This window comes from Streptomyces sp. NPDC000410 (genome assembly GCF_040300305.1).
In the GTDB taxonomy this organism is placed as follows: Bacteria; Actinomycetota; Actinomycetes; order Streptomycetales; family Streptomycetaceae; genus Streptomyces.
Genome location: NZ_JBEPDM010000011.1, coordinates 74,794 through 98,525, shown reverse-complemented (window position 1 = coordinate 98,525; position 23,732 = coordinate 74,794). Strand labels below are relative to the sequence as shown.

The 23,732-nt window shown below is 69.0% G+C and carries 16 protein-coding genes; 5 read left to right on the top strand and 11 right to left on the bottom strand.

From position 1 onward, the window contains the following. Window positions 1–212 precede the first annotated feature (212 nt). A complete protein-coding gene (locus tag ABT342_RS15255) occupies window positions 213–1,439 on the top strand; it encodes a thiolase family protein (RefSeq protein WP_351572639.1) in 1,227 nt (408 codons plus the stop codon). Continuing rightward, window positions 1,436–3,565 (top strand): 3-hydroxyacyl-CoA dehydrogenase NAD-binding domain-containing protein, encoded by a 2,130-nt coding sequence (locus tag ABT342_RS15250; protein WP_351572636.1) that lies wholly within the window; start codon window positions 1,436–1,438, stop codon window positions 3,563–3,565. The genes ABT342_RS15255 and ABT342_RS15250 overlap by 4 nt, the downstream gene beginning before the upstream one ends. Window positions 3,566–3,669: 104 nt before the next feature. Here ABT342_RS15250 and ABT342_RS15245 read toward each other — a convergent pair whose 3' ends face one another. Then, window positions 3,670–4,464, bottom strand: coding sequence for an alpha/beta fold hydrolase (locus tag ABT342_RS15245; RefSeq protein WP_351572633.1), 795 nt, complete (start codon window positions 4,462–4,464; stop codon window positions 3,670–3,672). Between the two features lie 82 nt (window positions 4,465–4,546). On the opposite strand from ABT342_RS15245, the gene ABT342_RS15240 reads away from it, so the two are divergent. Next, window positions 4,547–5,143, top strand: coding sequence for a TetR/AcrR family transcriptional regulator (locus ABT342_RS15240; protein WP_351572631.1), 597 nt, complete (start codon window positions 4,547–4,549; stop codon window positions 5,141–5,143). Window positions 5,144–5,510: 367 nt separating this feature from the next. On the opposite strand, the gene ABT342_RS15235 is transcribed toward ABT342_RS15240, so the two are convergent. Beyond that, window positions 5,511–6,641 (bottom strand): PLL family lectin, encoded by a 1,131-nt coding sequence (locus ABT342_RS15235; RefSeq protein ID WP_351572628.1) that lies wholly within the window; start codon window positions 6,639–6,641, stop codon window positions 5,511–5,513. Window positions 6,642–6,756: 115 nt separating this feature from the next. Here ABT342_RS15235 and ABT342_RS15230 point away from each other — a divergent pair, with 115 nt between their 5' ends. Next, on the top strand, window positions 6,757–7,155 hold the full coding sequence (locus ABT342_RS15230) for a PIN domain-containing protein (protein ID WP_351572625.1): 399 nt from the start codon (window positions 6,757–6,759) through the stop codon (window positions 7,153–7,155). 91 nt (window positions 7,156–7,246) lie between these two features. On the opposite strand, the gene ABT342_RS15225 is transcribed toward ABT342_RS15230, so the two are convergent. From ABT342_RS15225 to ngcE, 9 genes are all read right to left on the bottom strand, one after another. Further along, complete coding sequence (locus ABT342_RS15225; RefSeq protein WP_351572623.1) at window positions 7,247–8,752, bottom strand: amino acid permease; 1,506 nt, start codon at window positions 8,750–8,752, stop codon at window positions 7,247–7,249. A gap of 196 nt (window positions 8,753–8,948) precedes the next feature. Then, on the bottom strand, window positions 8,949–10,871 hold the full coding sequence (dxs, locus tag ABT342_RS15220) for a 1-deoxy-D-xylulose-5-phosphate synthase (RefSeq protein WP_351572621.1): 1,923 nt from the start codon (window positions 10,869–10,871) through the stop codon (window positions 8,949–8,951). A 173-nt stretch (window positions 10,872–11,044) separates the two neighbouring features. Then, the gene (locus ABT342_RS15215; protein ID WP_351572826.1) at window positions 11,045–12,313 is read right to left on the bottom strand and encodes a sugar ABC transporter permease; all 1,269 of its coding nucleotides are present in this window, start codon (window positions 12,311–12,313) and stop codon (window positions 11,045–11,047) included. A 101-nt stretch (window positions 12,314–12,414) separates the two neighbouring features. Then, complete coding sequence (locus ABT342_RS15210) at window positions 12,415–13,203, bottom strand: ATP-binding cassette domain-containing protein (RefSeq protein WP_351572618.1); 789 nt, start codon at window positions 13,201–13,203, stop codon at window positions 12,415–12,417. A 226-nt stretch (window positions 13,204–13,429) separates the two neighbouring features. Beyond that, the gene (locus tag ABT342_RS15205; protein WP_351572615.1) at window positions 13,430–14,515 is read right to left on the bottom strand and encodes a substrate-binding domain-containing protein; all 1,086 of its coding nucleotides are present in this window, start codon (window positions 14,513–14,515) and stop codon (window positions 13,430–13,432) included. Window positions 14,516–14,635: 120 nt separating this feature from the next. Continuing rightward, window positions 14,636–15,835, bottom strand: coding sequence for an ROK family transcriptional regulator (locus ABT342_RS15200; RefSeq protein WP_351572613.1), 1,200 nt, complete (start codon window positions 15,833–15,835; stop codon window positions 14,636–14,638). A 115-nt stretch (window positions 15,836–15,950) separates the two neighbouring features. Next, window positions 15,951–16,874, bottom strand: a complete 924-nt coding sequence (locus tag ABT342_RS15195) for a carbohydrate ABC transporter permease (protein ID WP_351572610.1) — start codon at window positions 16,872–16,874, stop codon at window positions 15,951–15,953. Between the two features lie 11 nt (window positions 16,875–16,885). Then, window positions 16,886–17,809 (bottom strand): carbohydrate ABC transporter permease, encoded by a 924-nt coding sequence (locus ABT342_RS15190; protein WP_351572607.1) that lies wholly within the window; start codon window positions 17,807–17,809, stop codon window positions 16,886–16,888. Between the two features lie 175 nt (window positions 17,810–17,984). Continuing rightward, window positions 17,985–19,433: an N-acetylglucosamine/diacetylchitobiose ABC transporter substrate-binding protein gene (gene ngcE / locus ABT342_RS15185; protein ID WP_351572605.1), complete on the bottom strand. Its 1,449-nt coding sequence runs from the start codon at window positions 19,431–19,433 to the stop codon at window positions 17,985–17,987. A gap of 402 nt (window positions 19,434–19,835) precedes the next feature. Between ngcE and ABT342_RS15180 the strand changes: the two genes are divergently transcribed. Next, window positions 19,836–23,720, top strand: coding sequence for a GH92 family glycosyl hydrolase (locus tag ABT342_RS15180; RefSeq protein WP_351572603.1), 3,885 nt, complete (start codon window positions 19,836–19,838; stop codon window positions 23,718–23,720). Window positions 23,721–23,732 lie beyond the last annotated feature (12 nt).

The window sequence follows — 23,732 nt, the reverse complement described above, 5'->3', positions numbered from 1 at the left end:
TGTCCCCCACGCGGCGGAGCCGCAATTCGACACTACGGGAAGGGGCGGGTAGGGGAACAACCCCGCCGCAGGCGCCCCGCCCGTGTGACGTTCGCCGCTACCACCCCAGGGACTGGGCAACATGGTTACCCACAAGTAGCATGAGGGAAGCAAGCGCGCGCTTAGCCGTGCGCCCGCAGCAGTGCCATCCCGCACCCTGGAGGAGAGCCATCGTGCCTCGTACCGTCAGGGACGTCGTCTTCGTCGACGGCGTCCGCACCCCGTTCGGCAAGGCGGGCCCGAAGGGCATCTACCACGAGACCCGCGCCGACGATCTCGTCGTGAAGGCGATCCGGGAGCTGCTGCGCCGCAACCCCGGCCTCGACCCGGCGAAGATCGACGAGGTCGCCATCGCCGCCACGACGCAGATCGGCGACCAGGGTCTGACCATCGGCCGGACCGCCGGCATCCTCGCGGGCCTGCCGCAGTCCGTCCCCGGGTACTCCATCGACCGCATGTGCGCCGGTGCGCTGACCGCCGTGACCTCGGTCGCCGGCAGCGTCGCCTTCGGGGCGTACGACATCGCCGTGGCCGGTGGCGTCGAGCACATGGGCCGCCACCCGATGGGCGAGGGCGTCGACCCGAACCCGCGCTTCGTGTCGGAGAAGCTCGTCGACGAGTCCGCCCTCTTCATGGGCATGACCGCCGAGAACCTGCACGACCGCTACCCGACCATCACCAAGCAGCGCGCCGACGAGTACGCCGTGCGCTCGCAGGAGAAGGCCGCCAAGGCGTACGCCGACGGCAAGATCCAGCAGGACCTGGTGCCGATCTCCGTCCGCCGCACCAACGCCGACGCCGGCGAGACGGGCTGGGGCCTGGTCACCGCCGACGAGCCGATGCGCCCGGGTACGACCCTGGAGAACCTCTCCGGTCTGAAGACGCCGTTCCGCGTCCACGGCCGCGTCACCGCCGGTAACGCCGCGGGCCTGAACGACGGCGCCACCGCCTCGCTCATCGCCTCCGAGGACTTCGCCCGCGAGAACAACCTCCCGGTCAAGATGCGCCTGGTCTCCTACGCCTTCGCCGGCGTCGAGCCCGAGGTCATGGGCTACGGCCCGATCCCGGCCACCGAGAAGGCCCTCGCCCAGGCGGGTCTGTCCATCGAGGACATCGGCCTGTTCGAGATCAACGAGGCGTTCGCCGTCCAGGTCCTCGCGTTCCTGGAGCACTACGGCATCGCCGACGACGACGCCCGCGTCAACCAGTACGGCGGCGCCATCGCCTTCGGTCACCCGCTGGCCTCCTCCGGCGTCCGCCTGATGACCCAGCTGGCCCGCCAGTTCGAGGAGCAGCCGCACGTCCGCTACGGCCTGACCACCATGTGCGTCGGCTTCGGCATGGGCGCCACGGTCGTCTGGGAGAACCCGCACTTCGACACCAAGGGAGACTCCAAGTGAGCACCACCGCAGAGCTCCTGAAGGGCGCGGCCGAGCTGTTCCCCGACGAGGTCGTCACCCAGGCGCACGTCCGCCACCTCGACCTGCCGTTGGGCGCCGGGCGCTTCGCGCTGATCACGCTGGACAACGGCTTCGACCACACCAAGCCGACCACCTTCGGCCCGCAGTCCCTCGCCAACCTGAACGCGGCGATCGACCAGGTCGAGCAGGAGGCCACGGCCGGCACCATCGTCGGCGCGGGCCTGACCGGCAAGCCGTTCATCTTCGCGGTCGGCGCCGACCTCAAGGGCGTCGAGCTGCTGAAGAAGCACGACGAGGCCCTGGCCATCGGCAAGGGCGGCCACGACGTCTTCAAGCGTCTGTCCGCGCTGGCCGTCCCCACCTTCGCGTACTACAACGGCGCGGCGATGGGCGGCGGCGTCGAGGTCGGGCTGCACTGCTCGTACCGGACCGTGTCGAAGGCCCTTCCGGCCTTCTCGCTCCCCGAGGTCTTCCTCGGGCTGGTCCCGGGCTGGGGCGGCTGCGCGATCCTGCCGAACCTGATCGGTGCGGACAAGGCCGTCTCGGTCATCATCGAGAACTCGCTCAACCAGAACAAGCAGCTCAAGGGCGCGCAGGTCTTCGAGCTCGGCATCGCCGACGCGATCTTCGAGGGCGCCGACTTCCTGGAGCAGTCGCTGATCTGGACGGCGTCCGTCCTCAAGGGCGAGACCGTCGTCGAGCGCGCCGAGATCGACCGCGGTGAGGCCTGGGACCAGGCTGTCGCGCGCGGCCGGTTCATCGCCGACTCCAAGGTGCACGGCGCGGCCCCGGCCGCGTACCGCGCCCTCGACATCATCGCGGCGGCCAAGGACGGCGACCTCCAGAAGGGCTTCGACGCCGAGGACGTCGCGCTCGCCGACCTCATCATGGGCGGCGAACTGCGCTCCGGCATCTACGCGTTCAACCTGGTGCAGAAGCGCGCCAAGCGTCCCGCCGGTGCCCCGGACAAGAACCTGGCCCGCCCGGTCACCAAGGTCGGTGTCGTCGGCGCCGGTCTGATGGCCTCGCAGCTGGCGCTGCTGTTCCTGCGGCGCCTGGAGGTTCCGGTCGTCCTCACGGACATCGACCAGGAGCGCGTCGACAAGGGTGTGGGCTACGTCCACGCCGAGATCGAGAAGCTGCTGGGCAAGGGCCGGATCAACCAGGACAAGGCCAACCGCCTCAAGGCCCTGGTGACCGGTGTCCTGGACAAGGCCGAGGGCTTCGCGGACGCGGACTTCATCATCGAGGCCGTGTTCGAGGAGATGTCCGTCAAGCAGAAGGTGTTCGCGGAGGTCGAGGCCGTCGCCCCGGCGCACGCGATCCTCGCCACCAACACCTCCTCGCTGTCGGTCAGCGAGATGGCGTCGAAGCTCCAGCACCCGGAGCGCGTGGTCGGCTTCCACTTCTTCAACCCGGTCGCGATCCTCCCGCTCCTGGAGATCGTCCGCGGTGAGCAGACGGACGACGCCTCGCTCGCCACCGCGTTCGGTGTCGCGAAGAAGCTGAAGAAGACCGCGGTCCTCACCAAGGACGCCCCGGCGTTCGTCGTGAACCGCATCCTGACCCGCTTCATGGGCGAGATCCAGAACGTCATCGACGAGGGCACCCCGGTCGTCACCGCCGAGAAGGCGATCGAGCCGCTCGGCCTGCCGATGTCCCCGCTGGTGCTGCTGGAGCTGGTCGGACCGGCCATCGGTCTGCACGTCTCCGAGACCCTGAACCGCGCCTTCCCGGAGCGCTTCACGGTCTCCCCCAACCTGAAGGCGGTCGTCGAGGCCGGCAAGCGCGGCTTCTACGTCTACGACTCCGGCAAGCCGGAGCTGGACCCCGAGGTTGCCGCGCTCCTGGTCCAGGGCGACTCCGTCCTGACGGAGGAGCAGGTCCGCGCCCGCGTCCTGGACGCGGTGGCGCAGGAGATCGGTCTGATGCTGGAGGAGGGTGTCGTCGCCGAGGCGCAGGACATCGACCTCTGCCTGATCACGGGCGCGGGCTGGCCCTTCCACCTGGGCGGCATCACGCCGTACCTGGACCGCGAGGGCGTGAGCGAGCGCGTGAACGGGAAGAAGTTCCTGGCGCAGGGCGTGGCGAGCGTCCCGGCGTAAGGCTTGCAGCACGGCGAACGGGCCGTACGGGAGAGATCCCGTACGGCCCGTTCCGCGTGCCGGGGGCAGGCACCGCACTCCCGCGAGTCCGCCACAGGGCCGGATCAGCGTGCCAGGTGGTCCAGGAACGTGGTGATGAGCTTGAGCCATTCGTCGGGGCGTTCGGCGAACGGCAGGTGGCCGGTCGGAATCTCGACGAGTTCGGCGCCGGGGAGGGCGTCGGCCACTTCGCGGTGCAGATCGGGTGTGACCAGGAGGTCTTCGGCCGTGGAGATCACCAGGGTCGGCACGGTGACGAGGGGGAGGTCCTCGCGGACCTCGACGCGGGCGACGAGGTCGGCGTGTTCGGCAGATCCCGACGGGAGGGTCTGGGCGGTGGCCTGCACCAGGGCGTCGAGATCATCGCCTGGGACTGCTTCCAGTACTGAGGCGCCGAGCGCCAGGGGTACGAGGAACTGCGCCAGCGCCGCGTGGGCGCCGGAGGCGTGGAGGTCCCGCCAGTGTTCGGCGTTCAAGCGCAGGCGTGCGCTGGACCGGGCGAACGGGGCGGTCAGCACCAGGGCCGTGACGCGCGCGGGGTGGCGGGCGGCGGCACGGATCGCGACGGCGGTGCCCAGGGAGTAGCCGACGACCGCAAAGGTCTCCAGGCCTTCGGCGACCGCGGCGGCCACAAGCTGGTCGGCCAGTTCGTCCAGGTCGAGGGGCGTGAGCGAACGCGGGGTGCCGCCGGCGCCAGGGAAGTCGACACCGACGACCGTGCGGCCGACGGTGAGCCCGTCGAGGACCGGTCCGTAGTTGGCCGCGATGCTTCCACCGGCGCCGTGGGCGAGCAACAGTCCGGGACCCGTGCCATGGACGCTGCGGGCGAAGACGGGCTCGGGCAGGGTGATTTCAGGCATGGGAGTCCCTTCAAGAGTTTTGTAGCGGTCACTAAGAATCTGACCGTACCAGGTTTCTTAGCGGACGCTATAAAATGGGTCCATGACGAAGACTGGAGGCCGCCCGAGGGGCTTCGACCGCGACGCCGCCCTGGAACGGGCGCTGACCGAGTTCTGGCAGTACGGGTACGAGGCCACCTCGATCGCCTCGCTGACCTCGGCGATGGGCATCAATCCGCCCAGCCTGTACGGGGCCTTCGGGGACAAGCGGAAGCTCTTCACCGAAGCGGTACGGCACTACGGGCAGACCTACGGCGCGTTCGGCGGCCGCGCCCTGGCGGAGGAGGAAACGGCCCATGCCGCGGTACGCCGACTGCTCCATGAAGCCGCACAGGAATACACCGATCCCGGCCACCCGCCCGGCTGCATGGTCATCACCGCCGCGACGAACTGCACGCCGGCGGCCGAGGACGTCAAGGCCGAACTGCGCACCCTGCGCGAGGCGAGCAAACACGCCATCCGCGAGAAGATCCTTGCCGACCAGCGCGCCGGACACCTGGCCGCCTCCGTCGACGCGGCCGCGCTCGCGATGTTCTACGCGGCCGCACTGCAAGGCATGTCCACCCAGGCCTGCGACGGCGCCGGCCGAAGCGACCTGGAACGACTCGCCGATATCGCCATGACCGCCTGGCCGTCATAACGCCGCACGTCGCGATGCCCGTCGCCGCGCAGTGTGACCGCGGGTCCGGGCACGGCGCGGATCACGCGGCCGACCTCTCGGAGTGGTGAGGGCGGCCTTCTTACGCGCCCCCGAGCGCAGCCGCCTCAGCTCATCAGGCGCGGGGGTCCGGGGGCGGAGCCCCCGCAACGGGGTCTGGGGCGCAGCCCCGGTCGTGGGCAGGGGCGGGGCGGAGAGAAGAGCCCGTCCCAGGCCGTGTCTGACAAATACCGCCGTCCGCCCGCAGGGCGCCAGGCGGGATTTGTCAGACACGGCCTAGGCCCGTGGGCGCCGGTGCCGAAGCCGGTGCCCACGCCGACGGACCCGCCCGAGCCGACCCGGCCCCGGGTCAGAGCGTCGTCCACGCCTCCATCGCCAGGCCCGACTCGGCCTTCTGGCGGGTCACCCGCAGCGTGCCGTCCGCCGCCATTGCGGCCAGCACCACACGCCCGGTCGCGTCGAGCGCGAGGGACGGGGCGCCGACGCAGGGCTCACCCGTCGGGGTCCAGTCCGCACCCGCCGACTCGTCCTCGGTCGGGTACGCGGCCAGCGCCGGGCGCCCGTCCGGACCGAGCTGCGCCATGATCGTGCAGTCGTGGCCGTCGACCGGCGTGCGCAGCAGCGCGATGGGCCCCTTGCCGCCGGTGCCGCCCAGGGCGACCGGCGCGGCCATCCCCTCGCGCCAGGCGTGCACGGTGCCGGTGCCGGCCTCGCGCCAGTAGTGCGTCAGCCGTTCACGGCCGGTGCGCTCGGCGCTCAGCGAGCCGGGCTCGACGGACGCCTCGATGTCGTCGGCGCGCTCGAACGGCGCTCCGAGGGCGTCGTGGACCCAGCGCAGGACCCGGTCCGGCGTCGCGGCGACGATCTCCGTGAGACCGGTGTCGAGGAGGTGGGCGCTCGGCAGCCCCTGGACGTCGTTGCCCTTGAGGTCGGCCCACGAGCCCCAGCGGCCGTTCAGCGACTGGGGGCGGTGGGTGACGCCGCCGTCGGCGTTCCGTATGAACACGTGCAGGGCGCCCCGGGGGTCGACCAGCGCCGAGGGGAGGCCGATGCGCCCGGCCCGCTCCTTGTCCGTCGGATACGGGGTGCCCATCGGGTGCCACTGCCGCATGGGGCGCCCGGACTGGTACTGCATCGTCGTCGTCAGCTCGCCGGCGCACATACCGGTGAGGTGCACATAGCCGTCGGCCCCCTGCGCGAGGGCGAGGTAGGGCCGCAGACCGGGGACGGGGAAGAACTGGGGTCCCTGCCAGTCGGGCCCGCCCGGCAGCCGCTCCGTCCAGCGCAGGACGCCCTCGGCGGTCGGCGCGTAGGCGGTGAGCCGGCCGTCCTTGCCCCGCAGCAGCCAGCCGGTGGTGGGGGGCAGCGAGGGGTCCGCGGGGAGCGTGGGAGTCACCTGGTCCGAGCGACGCGGCCGCTTTCCGGTCGTCCCGGCCTCGTCCGTCCGACGCTTCGACCTCCGCGCAGACCGCAATGCCATGGCCCGTTGCCCACCTTCCCCGAGCGCCATGCAAGCGCTTGATTTACGTGACGATAACACTTGCCGAATCTCGCGATCCGTTTGCCCGCAGCCCTCTCTATGACACCCTCCTGACATGCGGATTCTCTTGATCGTCGATGCCGCGAACGTCGTCGGATCGGTGCCTGACGGCTGGTGGCGCGACCGCTTCGGCGCCACCCTACGGCTACGTGACGGACTCGTCACGTTCGCCCGCGAAGGCATTCCCGGCCACCCGGGTCCGGCCGAGGTCGTGCTGGTCGTCGAGGGGCGGGCGCGGGGCGTGGAGTCGCTGCCGGAGGTACGGGTCGAGTCCGCTCCGGGCAGCGGCGACGACCACATCGTGGAGCTCGTGCGGGCGGCGCCCGACCGTATCCGCGTCGTCGTGACGGCCGACCGCGGGCTGCGCGAGCGGGTCGAGGAGCTGGGGGCGGAATGCGCCGGGCCGCGTATGGTACGCCGGCCTCCCGGTGAGCACGGGCACGATCGTACGTAGGAGCCCCGCACATCCCGCCGTAGCGCGATGTGCGGGGCCCGGATCGTACGGGGACCGGATCCTGTGGAGACGGACGGCGTACGGGGACTGGTCAGGCGGATGTGTCGGACCGGCGGTGGAGACGGCTGTGCGAGCGTCCGTACAGGAAGTACACGACGACGCCGATCGCCATCCAGATGGCGAAGCGGATCCAGGTCTCGGCCGGGAGGTTGAGCATCAGCCACACCGTCGCGGCGATCGACAGGATCGGGATCAGCGGCACCCAGGGGGTGCGGAAGGCGCGGTGCAGATCGGGGCGGGTGCGGCGCAGGATGATGACGCCGAGGGCGACGACGACGAACGCGAAGAGCGTGCCGATGTTCACCAGGGTCGCCAGCTCGTTGATGCTGGTGAAGCCCGCGACGATGGCGATGACCACGCCGAGCAGGATGGTCGGGCGGTACGGGGTGCCGAAGCGCGGGTGGGTGATGGAGAAGAAGCGCGGCAGCAGTCCGTCGCGGCTCATCGCGAAGAACACCCGGGTCTGGCCGAGCAGCAGGATCATGCAGACGGTCGTGAGGCCGACGGCGGCCCCGAAGCTGATCACGCCCGCGTAGAAGGGGTGCCCGACGGCTTTGAACGCGTCGGCGAGCGGGGCGCTCACGGACAGCTCGCTGTAGTGCTGCATACCGGTCACGACGAGGGAGACGGCGACGTAGAGCACGGTGCAGATGAGGAGGGAGCCGAGGATGCCGCGGGGCATGTCGCGCTGCGGGAGCTTGGTCTCCTCGGCGGCGGTGGCGACGACGTCGAAGCCGATGAAGGCGAAGAAGACGACGCCGGCGGCGGTGAAGATGCCCATGACGCCGAAGTCGGTTGGCGTGAAACCGAACAGCACCTGCACCAGTGGGGCGTCGAGGCCGCCGCCCGCCGCCTGGGGCCGCGCGGGCGGGATGAAGGGCTGGTAGTTGGCGCCCTTGACGAAGAAGAGACCCGCGATGATCACGATCATGACGACGGTCACCTTGATGGCGACGACGACCGCGGTGATCCGGGCGGACAGCTTCACGCCGATGACCAGGACGACGGTCAGCAGCAGGACGAGGACGAAGGCCAGCACGTCGAAGGTGCCGCCGGGCACGTCGGGTCCGGACAGCGCGGCGGGCATGTCCCAGCCGACATTGGCCATCAGGGAGCGTACGTAGCCGGACCAGCCGACCGCGACGACCGCCGTGCCGAGCGCGAATTCCAGGACGAGGTCCCAGCCGATGATCCAGGCGGTCAGCTCGCCGAGAGAGGCGTACGAGAACGTGTACGCGGACCCCGCGACCGGGACGGTGGAGGCGAACTCGGCGTAGCAGAGCGCGGCCAGCGCGCAGACGACGCCGGCGGCGACGAAGGCGAGCGCGGTGGCAGGCCCCGCGGTCTCCTTGGCCACCTTGCCCGTGAGCACGAAGATGCCGGTGCCGATGATGACACCGACGCCGAAGACCGTCAGGTCCCAGGCGGAGAGGGTCTTCTTGAGTGCGTGCTCGGGCTCCTCGGTGTCCAGGATCGACTGCTCGACCGTCTTGGTCCGGAACAACCCGGACGACTGTGACTGCTGGCCCGTACTCACCGGCGTACCTCCGTACCCATCGGCCTCTGAGGGCCTGTCTTTCGGATCGTGCCGGGCTGATCCCAAAGGTGCCCTAGCCCCATGATCGAGAGGGGTGGGTCAACGTGCCCGTCGAGGGAGCGCGATTCACACGAAAGGGCCGGTCGGGCACCCATGCGGGTGGTCCGACCGGCCCAATGCCGTGGAGGCGGTTACGTCAGTCGCGCGCGGGCTCGGGTGCCTCGGCGGGGTCGCCGTCGAGGCGGCCGTCGAGCCGGGAGACCAGTCCGGTGACCTGGCGGGCGATGTCCGGGGCGGTCAGCCCGATCTCGGCCATGACCTCCTTGCGGGAGGCGTGGTCGAGGAAGCGCGGCGGGATGCCGAAGTCGCGCAGCGGTACGTCGACGCCCTGGTCGCGCAGCGCCTGGGAGACGGCGGAGCCGACGCCGCCGACGCGGCTGTTGTCCTCGACGGTGACGACGACGCGGTGCTGGTCGGCGAGCGGGGCGAGCTGCTCGTCCACGGGCTTGACCCAGCGGGGGTCGACGACGGTGGTGGAGATGCCCTGCTTGTCGAGGAGGTCCGCGATCTCCAGGCACATGGGGGCGAGCGCGCCCACGGACACGAGGAGGACGTCGGGCCGGTCGGTGCCGGGCTCCCGCAGGACGTCCATGCCGCCGACGCGGCGGACGGCCGGGACGGCGGGGCCGACGACGCCCTTGCTGTAGCGGACGACGGTCGGGGCGTCCTTGACGTCCACGGCCTCGCGGAGCTGGGCGCGCAGCTGCTCGGCGTCGCGCGGGGCGGCCATCCGCAGGGTCGGGACGACCTGGAGGATCGACATGTCCCACATGCCGTTGTGCGAGGCGCCGTCGTCGCCGGTGACACCGGCCCGGTCGAGGACGAAGGTGACTCCGCACTTGTGCAGGGCCACGTCCATCAGGACCTGGTCGAAGGCGCGGTTGAGGAAGGTCGCGTAGACGGCGAAGACGGGGTGGAGCCCGCCGGTGGCCAGGCCCGCGGCGGAGGTCGCGGCGTGCTGCTCGGCGATGCCGACGTCGTACACCCGGTCGGGGAAGGTCTCGGCGAACTTCTTCAGGCCGACGGGCTGGAGCATCGCCGCCGTGATCGCGACGATGTCCTTGCGGTCCTTGCCGAGCTTGACCATCTCGTCGCCGAAGACGGAGGTCCAGCTCGCGGCGGCGGTCTTGACGGGCAGGCCGGTGTCCGGGTGGATCGGCCCGATGCCGTGGAAACGGTCGGCCTCGTCCTGCTCCGCGTGCTGGTAGCCGCGGCCCTTCTCGGTGAGGCAGTGCACGATGACCGGGCCGCCGAAGCGCTTGGCGCGGGTCAGCGCGGACTCCAGGGCCTCGATGTCGTGGCCGTCGATGGGCCCGACGTACTTCAGGCCGAGGTCCTCGAACATGCCCTGCGGGGCGATGAAGTCCTTGAGGCCCTTCTTGGCGCCGTGCAGGGTCTCGAAGAGCGGCTTGCCGACGACCGGGGTGCGCTCCAGGATCTCCTTGCCGCGGGCGAGGAAGCGCTCGTAGCCGTCGGTGGTGCGCAGCGTCGCCAGGTGGTTCGCGAGGCCGCCGATGGTGGGGCCGTACGAGCGCTCGTTGTCGTTGACGACGATGACGAGGGGGCGGTCCTTGGCGTCGGCGATGTTGTTGAGCGCCTCCCAGGCCATGCCGCCGGTGAGCGCTCCGTCGCCGATGACGGCGACGACGTGGTCGTCCTTCTTCAGCACCTCGTTGGCCTTGGCGAGGCCGTCGGCCCAGCCGAGGACCGTGGAGGCGTGCGAGTTCTCGATGACGTCGTGCGCGGACTCGGCTCGCGAGGGGTAGCCGGACAGTCCGCCCTTGGCACGCAGGTTCGAGAAGTCCTGGCGGCCGGTGAGCAGCTTGTGGACGTAGGCCTGGTGGCCCGTGTCGAAGAGGACCTTGTCCTTCGGGGAGTCGAAGACACGGTGCAGGGCAATGGTCAGCTCGACCACACCGAGGTTGGGGCCGAGGTGGCCGCCGGTCTTGGAGACGGCGTCCACGAGAAAGGTCCGGATCTCTGCAGCCAGCTGGTCGAGCTGCTCCGGGCTCAGCCGGTCCAGATCGCGCGGTCCTTTGATACGGGTAAGCAATGTCACCCGTGCCTCCTTGCGTATGAGCCTGGTCGAGCTTGCCGATCTGCCGAGTCTAATGTTCCGATCACGGCCGCGTTCATCGGGCGGGGGTTGTGCTCATCACCCATGGGGGTGACACCGTGGAGCACGCACTGTGCCCGGCACCGGTTCCGGTGCCGGGCACAGTGTGCGGAAGATTACGCGCGGCCCGCGGTCTTCTGCGTGCGGCGGGAGACCGAGTCGAGGACCACGGCGCCGAGCAGCACCGCGCCGGTGATCATGTACTGCATGGACTGGCTGGAGCTGCCGTTCATGTACAGGCCCGTGATGATCGACTGGATCACCAGGATGCCCAGCAGGGCCGACCAGGGCGTGCCCCGCCCGCCGAAGAGGCTGGTGCCGCCGATGACGGCGGCCGCGATGACCAGCGGCAGGGTGTTGCCGCCGCCGAGGGTGCTGTCCGCGACGCCGGACTGCGAGGCGATGAACAGGCCTCCGAGGCCGGCGAGGAAGCCGGAGATGGTGAACACCGAGATCCGGATCCAGGCGACGTTGATGCCGGCCCGGCGGGCCGCCTCGATGCCGCCGCCGACCGCGAAGATCTGCCGGCCGTAGTTCGTACGACGGAGCACGAAGCCGGCGAGGACGATCACCGCGACGAAGACCGTGATGCCCAGGGGCAGCCCGCGCGACTGGTTGAGCACCCAGGCTCCGGTGTAGAGGAGCACGGCGAGGACGGCGGTGCGCAGCACGACCTCGCTGAGCGGGCGGTGCGGCAAGTCGACGGCCCGGCGGCGGGAGCGCTCGCGCAGGGAGGTGAGGGCGAAGCCTGCGACCCCGACCGTCGCCAGGCCGTAGGCGAAGGCGATGTCCTCGAAGTAGAAGTTGTTCAGGTTGTACACGACACCGTCGGAGAGGTTGTTCAGGCTCAGGGTGTTGCCGAGGACCTTCAGCTGCAGGCCCTGCCAGCCCAGCATGCCGGCCAGCGTGACCACGAACGCGGGCACGCCGATCTTGGCGAAGAAGAAGCCGTGCAGCGCGCCGATCGCGGCGGCGGCGGCGAGGCCGAGCAACACGGCCAGCCCCTCGTTCACACCCTGTTTGATGGCGAGGACGGCGGAGATCGCGGCGGTGACACCGGCGACGGAGCCGACGGACAGGTCGATCTCGCCGAGCAGCAGGACGAAGACGATGCCCACGGAGATGAGACCCGGGCCGACGATGTACTGCGCGATGTTGGTGAGGTTGTCCGGGGCGAGGAAGCGCCCGGTGGTGAACTCGAAGATCGCCCAGATGATGATGAGGCCGCATACGACGGGGACGGCGCCGAGCTCACCTCCGCGCATCTTGCGCTTGAACTCGGTCAGATAGCCGGCGAAGCCCTCCTCACGCACGAGCAGGCGCGGGTCGACGGCGGGGATGGCGCCCGGGGCGGCGGCGGAACCGTTCGTGCCGTCGGCCGGGATGCCGGCCTCGTCGGTACTCGAAGCCGTCCCGGGCTTCGTGGCCGTCTCGCTCCGCACAGCCTGCTCTGCCTGCGCTGTCTGCGCTGTCTTTTCGAGCTCGCTCACTTCGCTGCCTCCGCGGTGCGCGCCTTGCGACGGGTCACGGCGTTGTCCGTGGCGCCGGTGATCGCGGCGATGATCTCTTCCTGGGTGGTGTCCTGGACGCTGAAGACCCCGTTGTTGCGCCCGAGGCGCAGCACGGCCACCTCGTCGGCGACGGCCTTGACGTCGGCCATGTTGTGACTGATGAGGATCACCGCGAGGCCGCGCTCACGCAGCCGCTCGACCAGGTCGAGCACCTGTGCGGTCTGCTCGACGCCGAGGGCGGCGGTGGGCTCGTCGAGGATCACCAGCTTGGGGTCGCCGACCAGGGCGCGGGCGATGGCCACGACCTGGCGCTGACCGCCGGAGAGCGAGGCGATCGGGATGCGGACGCTGGGGATGCGGATGGACAGGGTGTCGAGGAGCTCCTTGGCGCGCTTCTCCATGGCCACCTCGTCGAGGACCTTCGCCCGGCCGAGTTCGCGGCCGAGGAACAGGTTGGCCACGACGTCCAGGTTGTCGCAGAGCGCGAGGTCCTGGTAGACGGTGGCGATACCGAGGTCCTGGGCGTCGTGCGGGCGCCCGATGGAGACGGTGCGGCCGTCCCACTCGATGACGCCGTCGTCGACGGGGTGGACTCCGGCGATCGTCTTGACCAGCGTCGACTTACCGGCACCGTTGTCGCCGACCAGGGCGACCACCTGGCCGGCGTGGACCTCCAGATCGACGTCGGTGAGCGCCTGTACAGCGCCGAAGCGCTTGGAGACGCCGCGCAACGCCAGTACGGGCGCAGCGGACATGTGAACCATCTCCCTCGGCTCGTGCCCGTGCGTGCGGTGCGCGGGACGGCCGGATGAAATCGTGCGGTGGATCGTGCGTGATGAGGGGTGGCCGGGTGCCGGGGCACGGGCCGCGGCCCGGCCGGCGCGTGAAGCGCCGACTGGGATGGCGTGTGGCCGCCATGACGTCACCGATGGCGCACCCGGCCCCGGCGGCGGGGCCGGAGAGGGGCCGGGGTGCACCGGTGCGGGTCCGCTACTTGATGCCCGCCTCGGCGCAGGCCTTGGCGAACTCGGGGGTGCAGATCTCGCTCACCTTGTAGAGCTGGTCCTTGACGACCGTGTTCGCGATGTCCTTCTTGGTGATGACCTGGGCGTCGATCAGCGCGGCCGGGATGCCCTTGGTGCTGGGGCTGTCGATCTTCTTGGTGGCCAGGGAGTCGATCTTCTCGCCCTTGAGCAGCTTGACCGCGACCTCGGCGGTCAGCTCGGCCTCGGGCTTGTACGGCTTGTAGATGCTGAAGGCCTGAGTGCCCTTCAGGATCCGCTGGATACCGGCGAGTTCCGCGTCCTGGCCGCCGACCGGTATGCCCTTGACGCCGGCCGACTCGAGGGCGGCGATGATGCCGCCGGCCATGCCGTCGTTGGCGGAGTAGACGGCGTCGAAGCCGTCCTTGCCGAGCTGGGTGATGGCGGTGCCCATCTTCTGGCCCGCGACGGCCGGGTCCCACTCGCCGGTCTGCTCGTAGACGACCTTCTTGACCTGCGTGTCCAGGACCGAGTGCGCACCCTTCTTGAACAGCGCGGCGTTCGGGTCGGACTCCTTGCCGTTGATCATGACGACATCGGAGTCCTTGGCCTTGCCGCCCAGGGCGCCCACGATGCCCTCGCCCTGCAGCCGGCCGATCTTCTCGTTGTCGAAGGAGACGTACGCGGAGACCTTGCCCTCGGCGAGACGGTCGTACGCGATGACCTTGATGCCCTTGGCGTCGGCGGCGTCGACCCAGGACTTGGTGGCGTGCGAGTCGACCGAGTCCAGGATGATGACCTTGACGCCGGAGGCGACGAGGTCATCGAACTGCTGCTTCTGGGTGGAGACGTTCTCGCCGGCGTTCTTGTAGTCGATCTTGCAGTCGGAGCAGAGCTCCTCGACCTTCGCCTTGATCAGCGGGTAGTCGAACGACTCGTAGCGCGTGGTCTTGGACTCCGGCAGGAGCAGACCGATCGTCTTGTTGTCGCCGTCGCTGCCCTTGTCGCCACCGGCCTTGCCGCAGGCGGTCATCGCGAGGGCCATGGATACCGCAGCGGCGCCTATGACGACGCGGCGCGTCATTGCGTTCATGAGGGGTGCCTCCCTGACGAGGCCGCGTCCTTGCGGCCGAGGTGGTCGAAGTCAACTCGGCCGCCAGACCAGCGTCAAGGAGTAAATCCTTAACGAGATGACAACGGTGCCATCTGTTTTCTAAGTGAAGGCAGGAGTCCCGGACGGGACCGAACTGTCGAGAAGGGTCGAATCACCCATTTCGCTGAGCACGAGCGCCAGCGCCCCCAGTACCTCCGCCCGCCCGCCCAACGCGCCGGGAAGGACCGAGAGTTGACGGGCCGCGCTGGGGATCGCGTACCGGGAGACCGAGTCACGGATCGGTGCGAGGACCAATTCTCCCGCTTCGGCGAGGTTTCCACCGAGAACGACCCGGCTGGGATTGAGCAGATTGCACAGGTTCGCCACGCCGCTGCCGATGTGCCGGCCGACGTCGGCGATGACCCGGCGGCAGCCCGGGTCGCCCTCGCGCGCGAGCTGCACCACGCGCTCCATGGTCAGATCGGGGCCGTGGCTGGGCTGGAGCAGCGGCAGGACGTACCGCGCGGCGGTGAAGGTCTCCAGGCAGCCCCGGTTGCCGCAGCGGCAGACGGGCCCCGACTCGTCCAGCGTGATGTGCCCGATCTCGCCGGCCGTGCCGCCGGGCCCCCGGTAGATCTGACCGCTGATGACCAGCCCGGCGCCGACACCGCTGGCGACCTTGATGTACGCGAGGTCCCTGACCCCGCGCCCGCTCCCCCACACCAGCTCGCCCAGCGCGCCGAGGTTCGCGTCGTTGTCGACGTACACGGGCACGCCGAGCCGGCCCGAGAGCTCGGCTCTGGGGTTGATACCGGTCCAGCCCGGCAGGATCGAGGTGGAGCCGAGCGTCCCGGACTCCACGTCGATCGGTCCGGGCACGCCGAGACCGACGCCGATGACCTTGTCCCGGCCGATGCCCGTGGCCTCGATCAGCCGGGTGACCAGCCGCTCCGCCCGGTCGAAGCCCTCGGCGGACGACGCGTCCACATCGAGCGGCTCGGCCTCCTCGGCGAGCACCTGATGGGCGAGATTCCCGACGGCGACCCGCAGGTGGGTGTGGCCGAAGTCGACCCCGATGACGATGCCGGCGTCCCCGCTCAGCGAGACGCTGCGGGCCCTGCGGCCGCCGGCCGAGGTGGGGGTCACCTCGACCGTTCCGCCGTCCTTCAGTTCGCGAACGATGTTGGAGACCGTGGCGGCGGAGAGGCCGGTGCTCCTGGCGATCTCGGCCTGTGTGAGCGAACCGGCCATCCGCACCGCACGTACGACGCGCTCGAGATTGGCCCGATGCAGAGATGTCTGCGACCCCGGAGTCTCCATCGACTCACACACTCCCGCTCTTTACTCCAACATGTGAACTCTAAGGGGAGCCTTTGGGGCCGCCCCCCGTCAAGAGCTGAGCGGGCTGGAGCGGAGCGTGGCGGGGCCGGAAGAGCTACTTGAGCGCCCCCGCGGTGAGACCGGACTGGACCTGCCGCTGGAAGACGGAGTACACGATGAGCACCGGCAGCATGGCGATCATCATGCCCGCCATCAGCGCGCCCCAGTCGTTCTCGTAGCCCTGCTGGAGCGCGATCATCGCCAGGCCCTGGGTCAGGACGTACTTGTCCTCCTGCTGGTTGAGCACCATCGGCAGCAGATACTGGTTCCACTGCCCCAGGAAGTTGAAGATGCCGATGCTGATCAGGCCCGGCTTGGCCATCGGCAGCATCACCTGGAAGAACGTCCGCGTGTGCGAGGCCCCGTCGATCAGCGCCGCCTCGGCCACCGAGGTGGGCAGGGTGCGGAAGAACGCCGTCATGAAGAAGACGGTGAACGGCAGCGAGTACGCGATGTAGACCAGGATCAGCCCCTGGTACGAGGCCAGGAGCGAGCTGCCCGGGAAGTCCCGCAGGACGAAGAAGAGCGGGATCACCAGCATGAACACGGGGAAGGACATACCGGCCACGAACAGGTAGTAGATGAGCCGGTTGCCGGGGAAGGTGAAGCGGGCCAGTACGTACGCGGCCATGGAGCCGAGCACCATCGTGCCGACGACGGAGCCGCCCACCACGATCACGGTGTTGATGAAGTACTGGCCCATGTTGGCGTCGTTCCACGCGTTGGACCAGTTCTCCCAGTGGAGGACGGTCGGCAGGCCCCAGGGATCGGACAGGATGCCGTTGCTGTCCTTGAAGGCGCTCCACAGCACCCACAGCAGCGGCACACCGACCATCAGCGCCCACAGCGCGAGGATGCCGTGCGAGAAGACGTTCAGCACGCCGCCCTCGGAGGTACGGCCGCGCGTCGGCCCGAGCGTCCTGGTGACCGTGGCCGGAGCATCCTCCTTGGCCACCACTTCGATCTCTTCGGTCGTCATCGCCCGTACCCCTAGTACTCGATCCGCTCACGTCGCGCGAAGCGCATCGTGAGGACTGCGAACGTCATCGTGACCACGAGCATCGCGACGCCCATGGCGGAGGCGTAACCGAACTGGCTGTCGCGGAAGGCCGTCAGATAGAGCCTCAGCGGCATGACGTCGGTGGCGCCGTCCGGGCCGCCCATGTTCACCGACATGATCTGGACCAGCGCGAAGGCGTCGAGGGCGATGATGCCCATGTACACCCAGCCGGTCTGCACGGTGTCCCACAGCAGCGGCAGGGTGATCCTGAAGAAGGTGTGGAAGCGGTTCGCGCCGTCGAGCAGGGCCGCCTCGTACATGTCGCGCGGGATGGACGCCATCGCGGCGGAGAAGAGCACCACGTAGAAGCCGACGTGGCCCCAGACCATGACCGCGCTGATGCACCAGAGCGCGAGGCTCTTCTCCCCCAGCCAGGAATTCTGCAGGCTGTCCAGGCCCACGGCGCCGAGCAGCGAGTTCAGCATGCCGTCGGCCGGGTCGGGATTGTAGATGTTGAACCAGATGACGGCGATGATCGTGACGGAGATGACCTGGGGGAAGAAGAAGACGAACTTGTAGAACTTCGACCCGGCCACGCCCGTGACCACTTCGTTCTTTCTGCGCCGGCCGCCCACATTGAGCATGAAGGCGAAGAACAGTCCGAGGCCGAGTGTGACGACCGGGACCAGCGCCAGCATGTAGACGTTGTGGCGCAGCGCGTTCCAGAAGTCGTCGCTCTCCCAGAGCCGCTGGAAGTTGTCCAGACCCACGAACTCGGCGGTGCCCACGAGTCCGGACCAGTCGGTCATCGAGATCTGGAACGCCTGAACGAATGGCGAGATCACGAAGACCGCGTAGATGATCACGGGCAGGGCCAGGAAGCCCACGATGAATCGGTATTTGCCGTGTTGCATGGTGCTTCCCGGCCTTCCCCTCTTCTGGTCTGCTTTTCAGGGCTCGGTTCTCCTCCGGGGCGCTTGAGCGCGCGTCGACGGTCGATCGTGCTCGGTCCTTCGTTCCTCAGGACCTCCGCGCGTTCTCCCTTTCGACGCCCGCGCGCCCCTTCGGCTCACTCGCCGAGCGGTCTGGTCAGGACGTGCGCTTGAACTTGGTGACCGAGTCGTCCTTGGCGACCTTGTCGCACTCCGCCTGGGTCTTCTTGATCCAGTCGGCGGCCTTCAGCTCGCCCGTGAGCAGCTGGCCGGTCAGGCCGCCGATCTTCTCGTCGGTGAGCGCCGGGTACCACTCCTGGAGCTGAAGGCTGATCAGGTTGTCACCCGCCTCCTTGAAGGCCTTGCTCGCGGAGGCGAGGCCCGGTGAGAGCGTCATGCCCTCGGTGGCGCCCACGACACAGGTCAGCGACTTCACCTTGGTCGCGAAGTTCTGGGCGTGCTTCTTGGAGAGCATGATCCGCAGCAGCTCCATGCCGCCCGCCGGGTTCTTGCCCTTGCTGGCGACGAGGTACGGCTCGCTCGGCTCGCCGCGCAGGGTGCCGTGCGGCATCTTGTCGCCGGTGCCGTCGAAGAGCGCGCCGACGGCCATGCCGAAGTCCTTCGGCGTGGTCGGGGCAGCCTCGTTCTCGACCCAGGAGCCGTTCGGGATGAAGACGGCCTTGCCCTTGTTCCAGGCGGTCTGCGACTGGATGTGGGTCAGGCCCTGGCTGCCTTCGAGGAAGTACTTCTTGGCCGCGAGCTCCTCGTAGTGCTCCACGACCTCCTTGACCGCGTCGTTCTTCGTCCAGGCGTTGGGCTCCAGGTTGTCGATCGCGATCCACCCCTCCATGCCGCCGATCTTGGCGATCTGGGCGAAGAGGTTGAAGTGCACGTAGTACGGATACTTGCCCGCGTACGTCCAGGGCGCGATCCCGGCCTTCTTGATCTCGCCGCAGAGCGTGACCATCTCGCTGAGGGTCTTCGGGTACGTCCAGCCCTTGTCGGCGAGCAGCTTCTGGGAGTACCAGGTGCCGTAGATCGTGAAGGCGTAGTACAGCACGTCGAAGGTGTCGCCGTGCTTGCCCTTCTCGATCGTGCTCGGGTGGATCGTGTCCCGGACCTTCTTGGCCGGGTCGTCCAGGGAACCGGCGTCGAGCAGGGCCGTGAGGTCCTGGAGCTGACCCTGCGTGGACAGCTTGTTCATGTCCAGGTGGTCGGCGCCGGAGTTGTCGATGACGTCCGGCGGGTTGCCGCCCGCGAACCTCGGGGTCAGCTTCGGGCCGACCTGCTGCGTCCCGGTGTGCTTGACCTCGGCGCCGTACGTGCTCTTGTAGTCGGCCTCGGCGTCCTTGGCGTACTGGTCGCCCAGACCGCCCTTGAAGATGAACGCCTCCAGCGCGACGCCCTTCTCCACACCGAGCGGGTTCTTCTCGGACTTGGCGCCGCCAGGGGCCTTGGTCTGCTTCTCACCGCTGCCGCCGCCACCGGTGGCACAGGCCGACAGGAAACTCATCGTCGGAACGGTGATCAGGCCGAGTGCCGCGGAACGCTTGATCAGATCACGGCGGCCGAGACCGCCGTTCTTGTGTGCGGAGGTGGATCCCATGCGCAAGTCCTCGCCTTCTCCAGGACTCAGGCGGTGTACCGGTCGCCCGTCCTTCTCGCCTGAGGCGAAGGGCCCCGCCACCGCGGTCATTTGCTGAAGCTGGTCGTGCAGGGGGTGCAGTGCCCCGGCGGGGCGGACGCCGACAGGTATAGTCCACTTCTGGTCATCGGAGCAAGATCGAGAGCAAGGTTGGCCGGCAGTCTTTCCCGAGTTGAGACCTCGTGGATATCCAGGACGCGGATCGACGCGCGGTATCGGCGAAAAGTCATCGGAATGGTTGATTCCGAACCCCCACACACCGTCAACACCCTTGACATCACCGCGCACTTACCTCCCTACTGGAGCTTGCGCAATTCACTGACAACGTTGTCTGAATCGCTTCCTCGGGAGGAATGGCTCGGCATGCAGCCCAGAACCGGATCCCGGCACAGATACGTCCGGACGGCCGCCATGGCGGCGGCCGCTTCCCTGTTGATAGTGACCATACGGTCGGCCGGCGTCACACCCCACTCCGAACCCGCCGCCTCGGCCCGGGAATTCTCCACCTCGTTCGAAGCGGACGAGGCCCAGCCCGACTGGCGGAACACCGTGGAAACGGGTCCCGACGGACGCAAGCGGGCATCAGGAGTCGACGGAGGCTTCTCCACCGGAATCCCCGGCAACGTCACCGACAAGGTCGTCGAGGTGCGCGCCAGCGGCGAGAACACCGGGGCCGGGGAGACGAAGGAGAATCTGGTCGATCTCCAGCCCGGCACCAAATGGCTGACGTTCGCACCGACGGGCTGGGCCGAGTTCGACCTGTCCGAACCGGTCGAGGTCGTCACCTACGCCCTGACGTCGGCGAACGACTTCGACGAGCGCGACCCCGCGGACTGGTCCCTCAAGGGCTCGACGGACGGCAAGGAGTGGAAGGTCCTCGACACCCGCGAGGGCCAGCGCTTCGAGAAGCGTTTCGAGACGAAGACGTACGACGTCCCCGCCGCCGACGCCGCCCCGTACGCCCACTACCGGCTGGAGATCACCGGGAACAACGGTGCCCCGGACATCCTCCAGCTCGCCGACGTCCAGTTCTCGAACGGCGACACCGCGCCCCCGGCCCCGGCCGACATGCGCAGCCAGGTCGACCGCGGCCCCGCCGGCTCCCCCACGGCGAAGGCCCATGCCGGCTTCACCGGGAAGCGCGCGCTGAAGTACGCCGGTACGCACAAGCCGGACGGCCGCGCGTACTCGTACAACAAGGTCTTCGACGTCGACATGCCCGTGCGGCGCGACACCGGGCTGTCGTACCGGGTGTTCCCCTCGCTGCCCGAGACGGATCTGAGCTACCCGGCCACGCATGTGGCCGTCGATCTCGCGTTCACCGACGGCACCTATCTGAGTGACCTCAAGGCGCGCGACGCGCACGGCGGTCTGCTGACCCCACGGGGTCAGGCCGCGGCGAAGCGGCTCTACGTCAACCAGTGGAACCAGGTGGACTCCCTGATCGGCGCGGTCGCGGCCGGAAAGACGGTGGACCGGATCCTGGTGGCGTACGACTCCCCCAAGGGCCCGGCGCAGTTCCAGGGCTGGATCGACGACATCCGCCTCGCTCCCCGGGCGCCCGAGGAGCCGCTCGCCCATCCGTCGGACTACGCCTCGACGATCCGCGGCACGAACTCCAGTGGTTCGTTCTCGCGCGGCAACAACTTCCCGGCGACCGCCGTCCCGCACGGCTTCAACTTCTGGTCCCCGGTGACCAACGCGGGATCACTGAGCTGGCTGTACGAGTACGCGCGGGCGAACAACGCGGACAACCTGCCGACCGTGCAGGCGTTCAGCGCGAGCCATGAGCCGAGCCCGTGGATGGGCGACCGGCAGACCTTCCAGCTGATGCCGTCCGCGGCGGCCGGTACGCCGGACCCGGCGCGCGGCGCCCGTGCGCTCCCCTTCCGCCATGAGAAGGAGACGGCCCGTCCGCACTACTACGGAGTGACCTTCGAGAACGGGCTGAAGGCGGAGATCGCTCCCGCCGATCACGCCGCGATGATGCGCTTCACCTATCCGGGTGAGAACGCGGCGGTGATCTTCGACAACGTCACCGACCAGGCCGGGCTCACCCTCGACCCGGCGACCAGTTCCTTCACCGGCTATTCGGACGTCAAGAGCGGCCTGTCGACGGGCGCCACCCGGCTGTTCGTGTACGGCGTCTTCGACGCGCCGGTCACCTCGTCCGCCGCGCAGGGCGTGAAGGGACACCTCCGCTTCGACGCGGGCAAGGACCGTACCGTCACCCTGCGGACAGCGACCTCGCTCATCAGCGTGGCGCAGGCGAAGAAGAACCTGGCGCAGGAGATCCCGGCCTCGGCGGACTTCGCCCGGGTCAAGGACCGTGCCCGGGGCGCATGGGACGAGATCCTCGGCCGGGTACGGGTCGAGGGCGCCACCCACGACCAGCTGGTGACCCTCTACTCCTCGCTGTACCGGCTCTACCTGTACCCGAACTCCGGCTTCGAGAAGGTCGACGGGACGTACAAGTACGCGAGCCCGTTCTCGCCGCAGACCGGGCCCGACACACCGACCCACACCGGCGCGAAGATCGTCGAGGGCAAGGTCTACGTCAACAACGGTTTCTGGGACACCTATCGGACGACCTGGCCCGCGTACTCCTTCCTCACCCCGAAGAAGGCGGGCGAGCTGGTGAACGGCTTCGTCCAGCAGTACAAGGACGGCGGCTGGATCTCCCGCTGGTCCTCCCCCGGCTACGCCGATCTGATGACCGGCACCTCGTCCGACGTCGCCTTCGCCGACGCGTACGTCAAGGGCGTCCGGGGCTTCGACGCGGAGGCGGCGTACGAGGCCGCGCTGAAGAACGCGACCGTCGTGCCGCCCAGCAAGGGCGTGGGCCGCAAGGGCATGGAGAGCTCTCCGTTCCTCGGATACGCCTCCACGGAGACCCACGAGGGCCTGTCCTGGTCGCTGGAGGGCTACCTCAACGACTACGGCCTCTCCAAGATGGCCGACGCCCTCTACGCGAAGACCAAGAAGGCCCGCTACAAGGAGGAATCGGCCTACTTCCTCAACCGTGCCCGCAACTACGTCAGCCTCTTCGACGCCAGGGCCGGCTTCTTCCAGGGCCGGAACCTGAAGGGCGACTGGCGGGTCCCCTCGGAGAAGTACGACCCGAGGATCTGGGGCTACGACTACACCGAGACGAACGGCTGGGGATACGCCTTCACCGCGCCCCAGGACTCACGGGGTCTGGCCAACCTCTACGGCGGCCGCCCGGCGCTCGGGAAGAAGCTGGACACGTATTTCGCCACTCCGGAGACGGCGTCCCCCGAGTTCGTCGGCTCGTACGGCAGCGTCATCCATGAGATGACGGAGGCCAGGGACGTACGGATGGGGATGTACGGGCACTCCAACCAGGTCGCCCACCACGTCCCCTACATGTACAACGCGGCCTCGCAGCCCTGGAAGACGCAGGCGAAGGTGCGCGAGGTGCTCTCCCGCCTCTACGTCGGCAGCGAGATCGGGCAGGGCTACCACGGCGACGAGGACAACGGCGAGCAGTCCGCCTGGTTCCTGTTCTCCGCGCTCGGCTTCTATCCGCTGGTGATGGGCAGCGGGGAGTACGCGATCGGCTCACCGCTCTTCACCAAGGCCACCGTGCGTCTGGACAACGGCCGCGAGCTGGTGGTGAAGGCCCCGGAGAACAGCGCACGGAACATCTACGTGCAGGGCCTGAGGGTGAACGGAAAGCCCTGGAAGTCCACCGCCCTGCCGCACGCGCTCCTCGCCCGCGGCGGAACGCTGGAGTTCGACATGGGCCCGAGGCCCTCGGCGTGGGGCACGGGCAAGAACGCCGCCCCCGTCTCGGTCACCCGGGACGACAAGGTCCCCGCGCCGCGCCGGGACGCGATCAGCGGCCCCGGCGCGCTGTTCGACAACTCCTCCGGTACGCGGGCGGAGCTCGGGACCCAGGTGGAGCTGCCGGTCGCCGGGGGGACGCGAGCGGTGCAGTACACGCTCACCTCGTCGGCGAAGGACACGGCACCGCTGAGCTGGGTGCTGCAGGGATCACGTGACGGCACGACCTGGACCGATCTGGACCGGCGGTCGGGCGAGTTCTTCACGTGGGACAAGCAGACCCGGGTCTTCACGGTGGCGCGACCGGGGGCGTACGAGAAGTACCGGCTGGTCCTGACCGATGCCGGTACGGGTGCCAAGGGCAGCCCGGCACCTGGTGGTGCCCCGGGCGGCGGTGGTGCCTTCACGGCGACGCTCGCGGAGATCGAGCTGCTCGCGTGACGCGGACGTGAG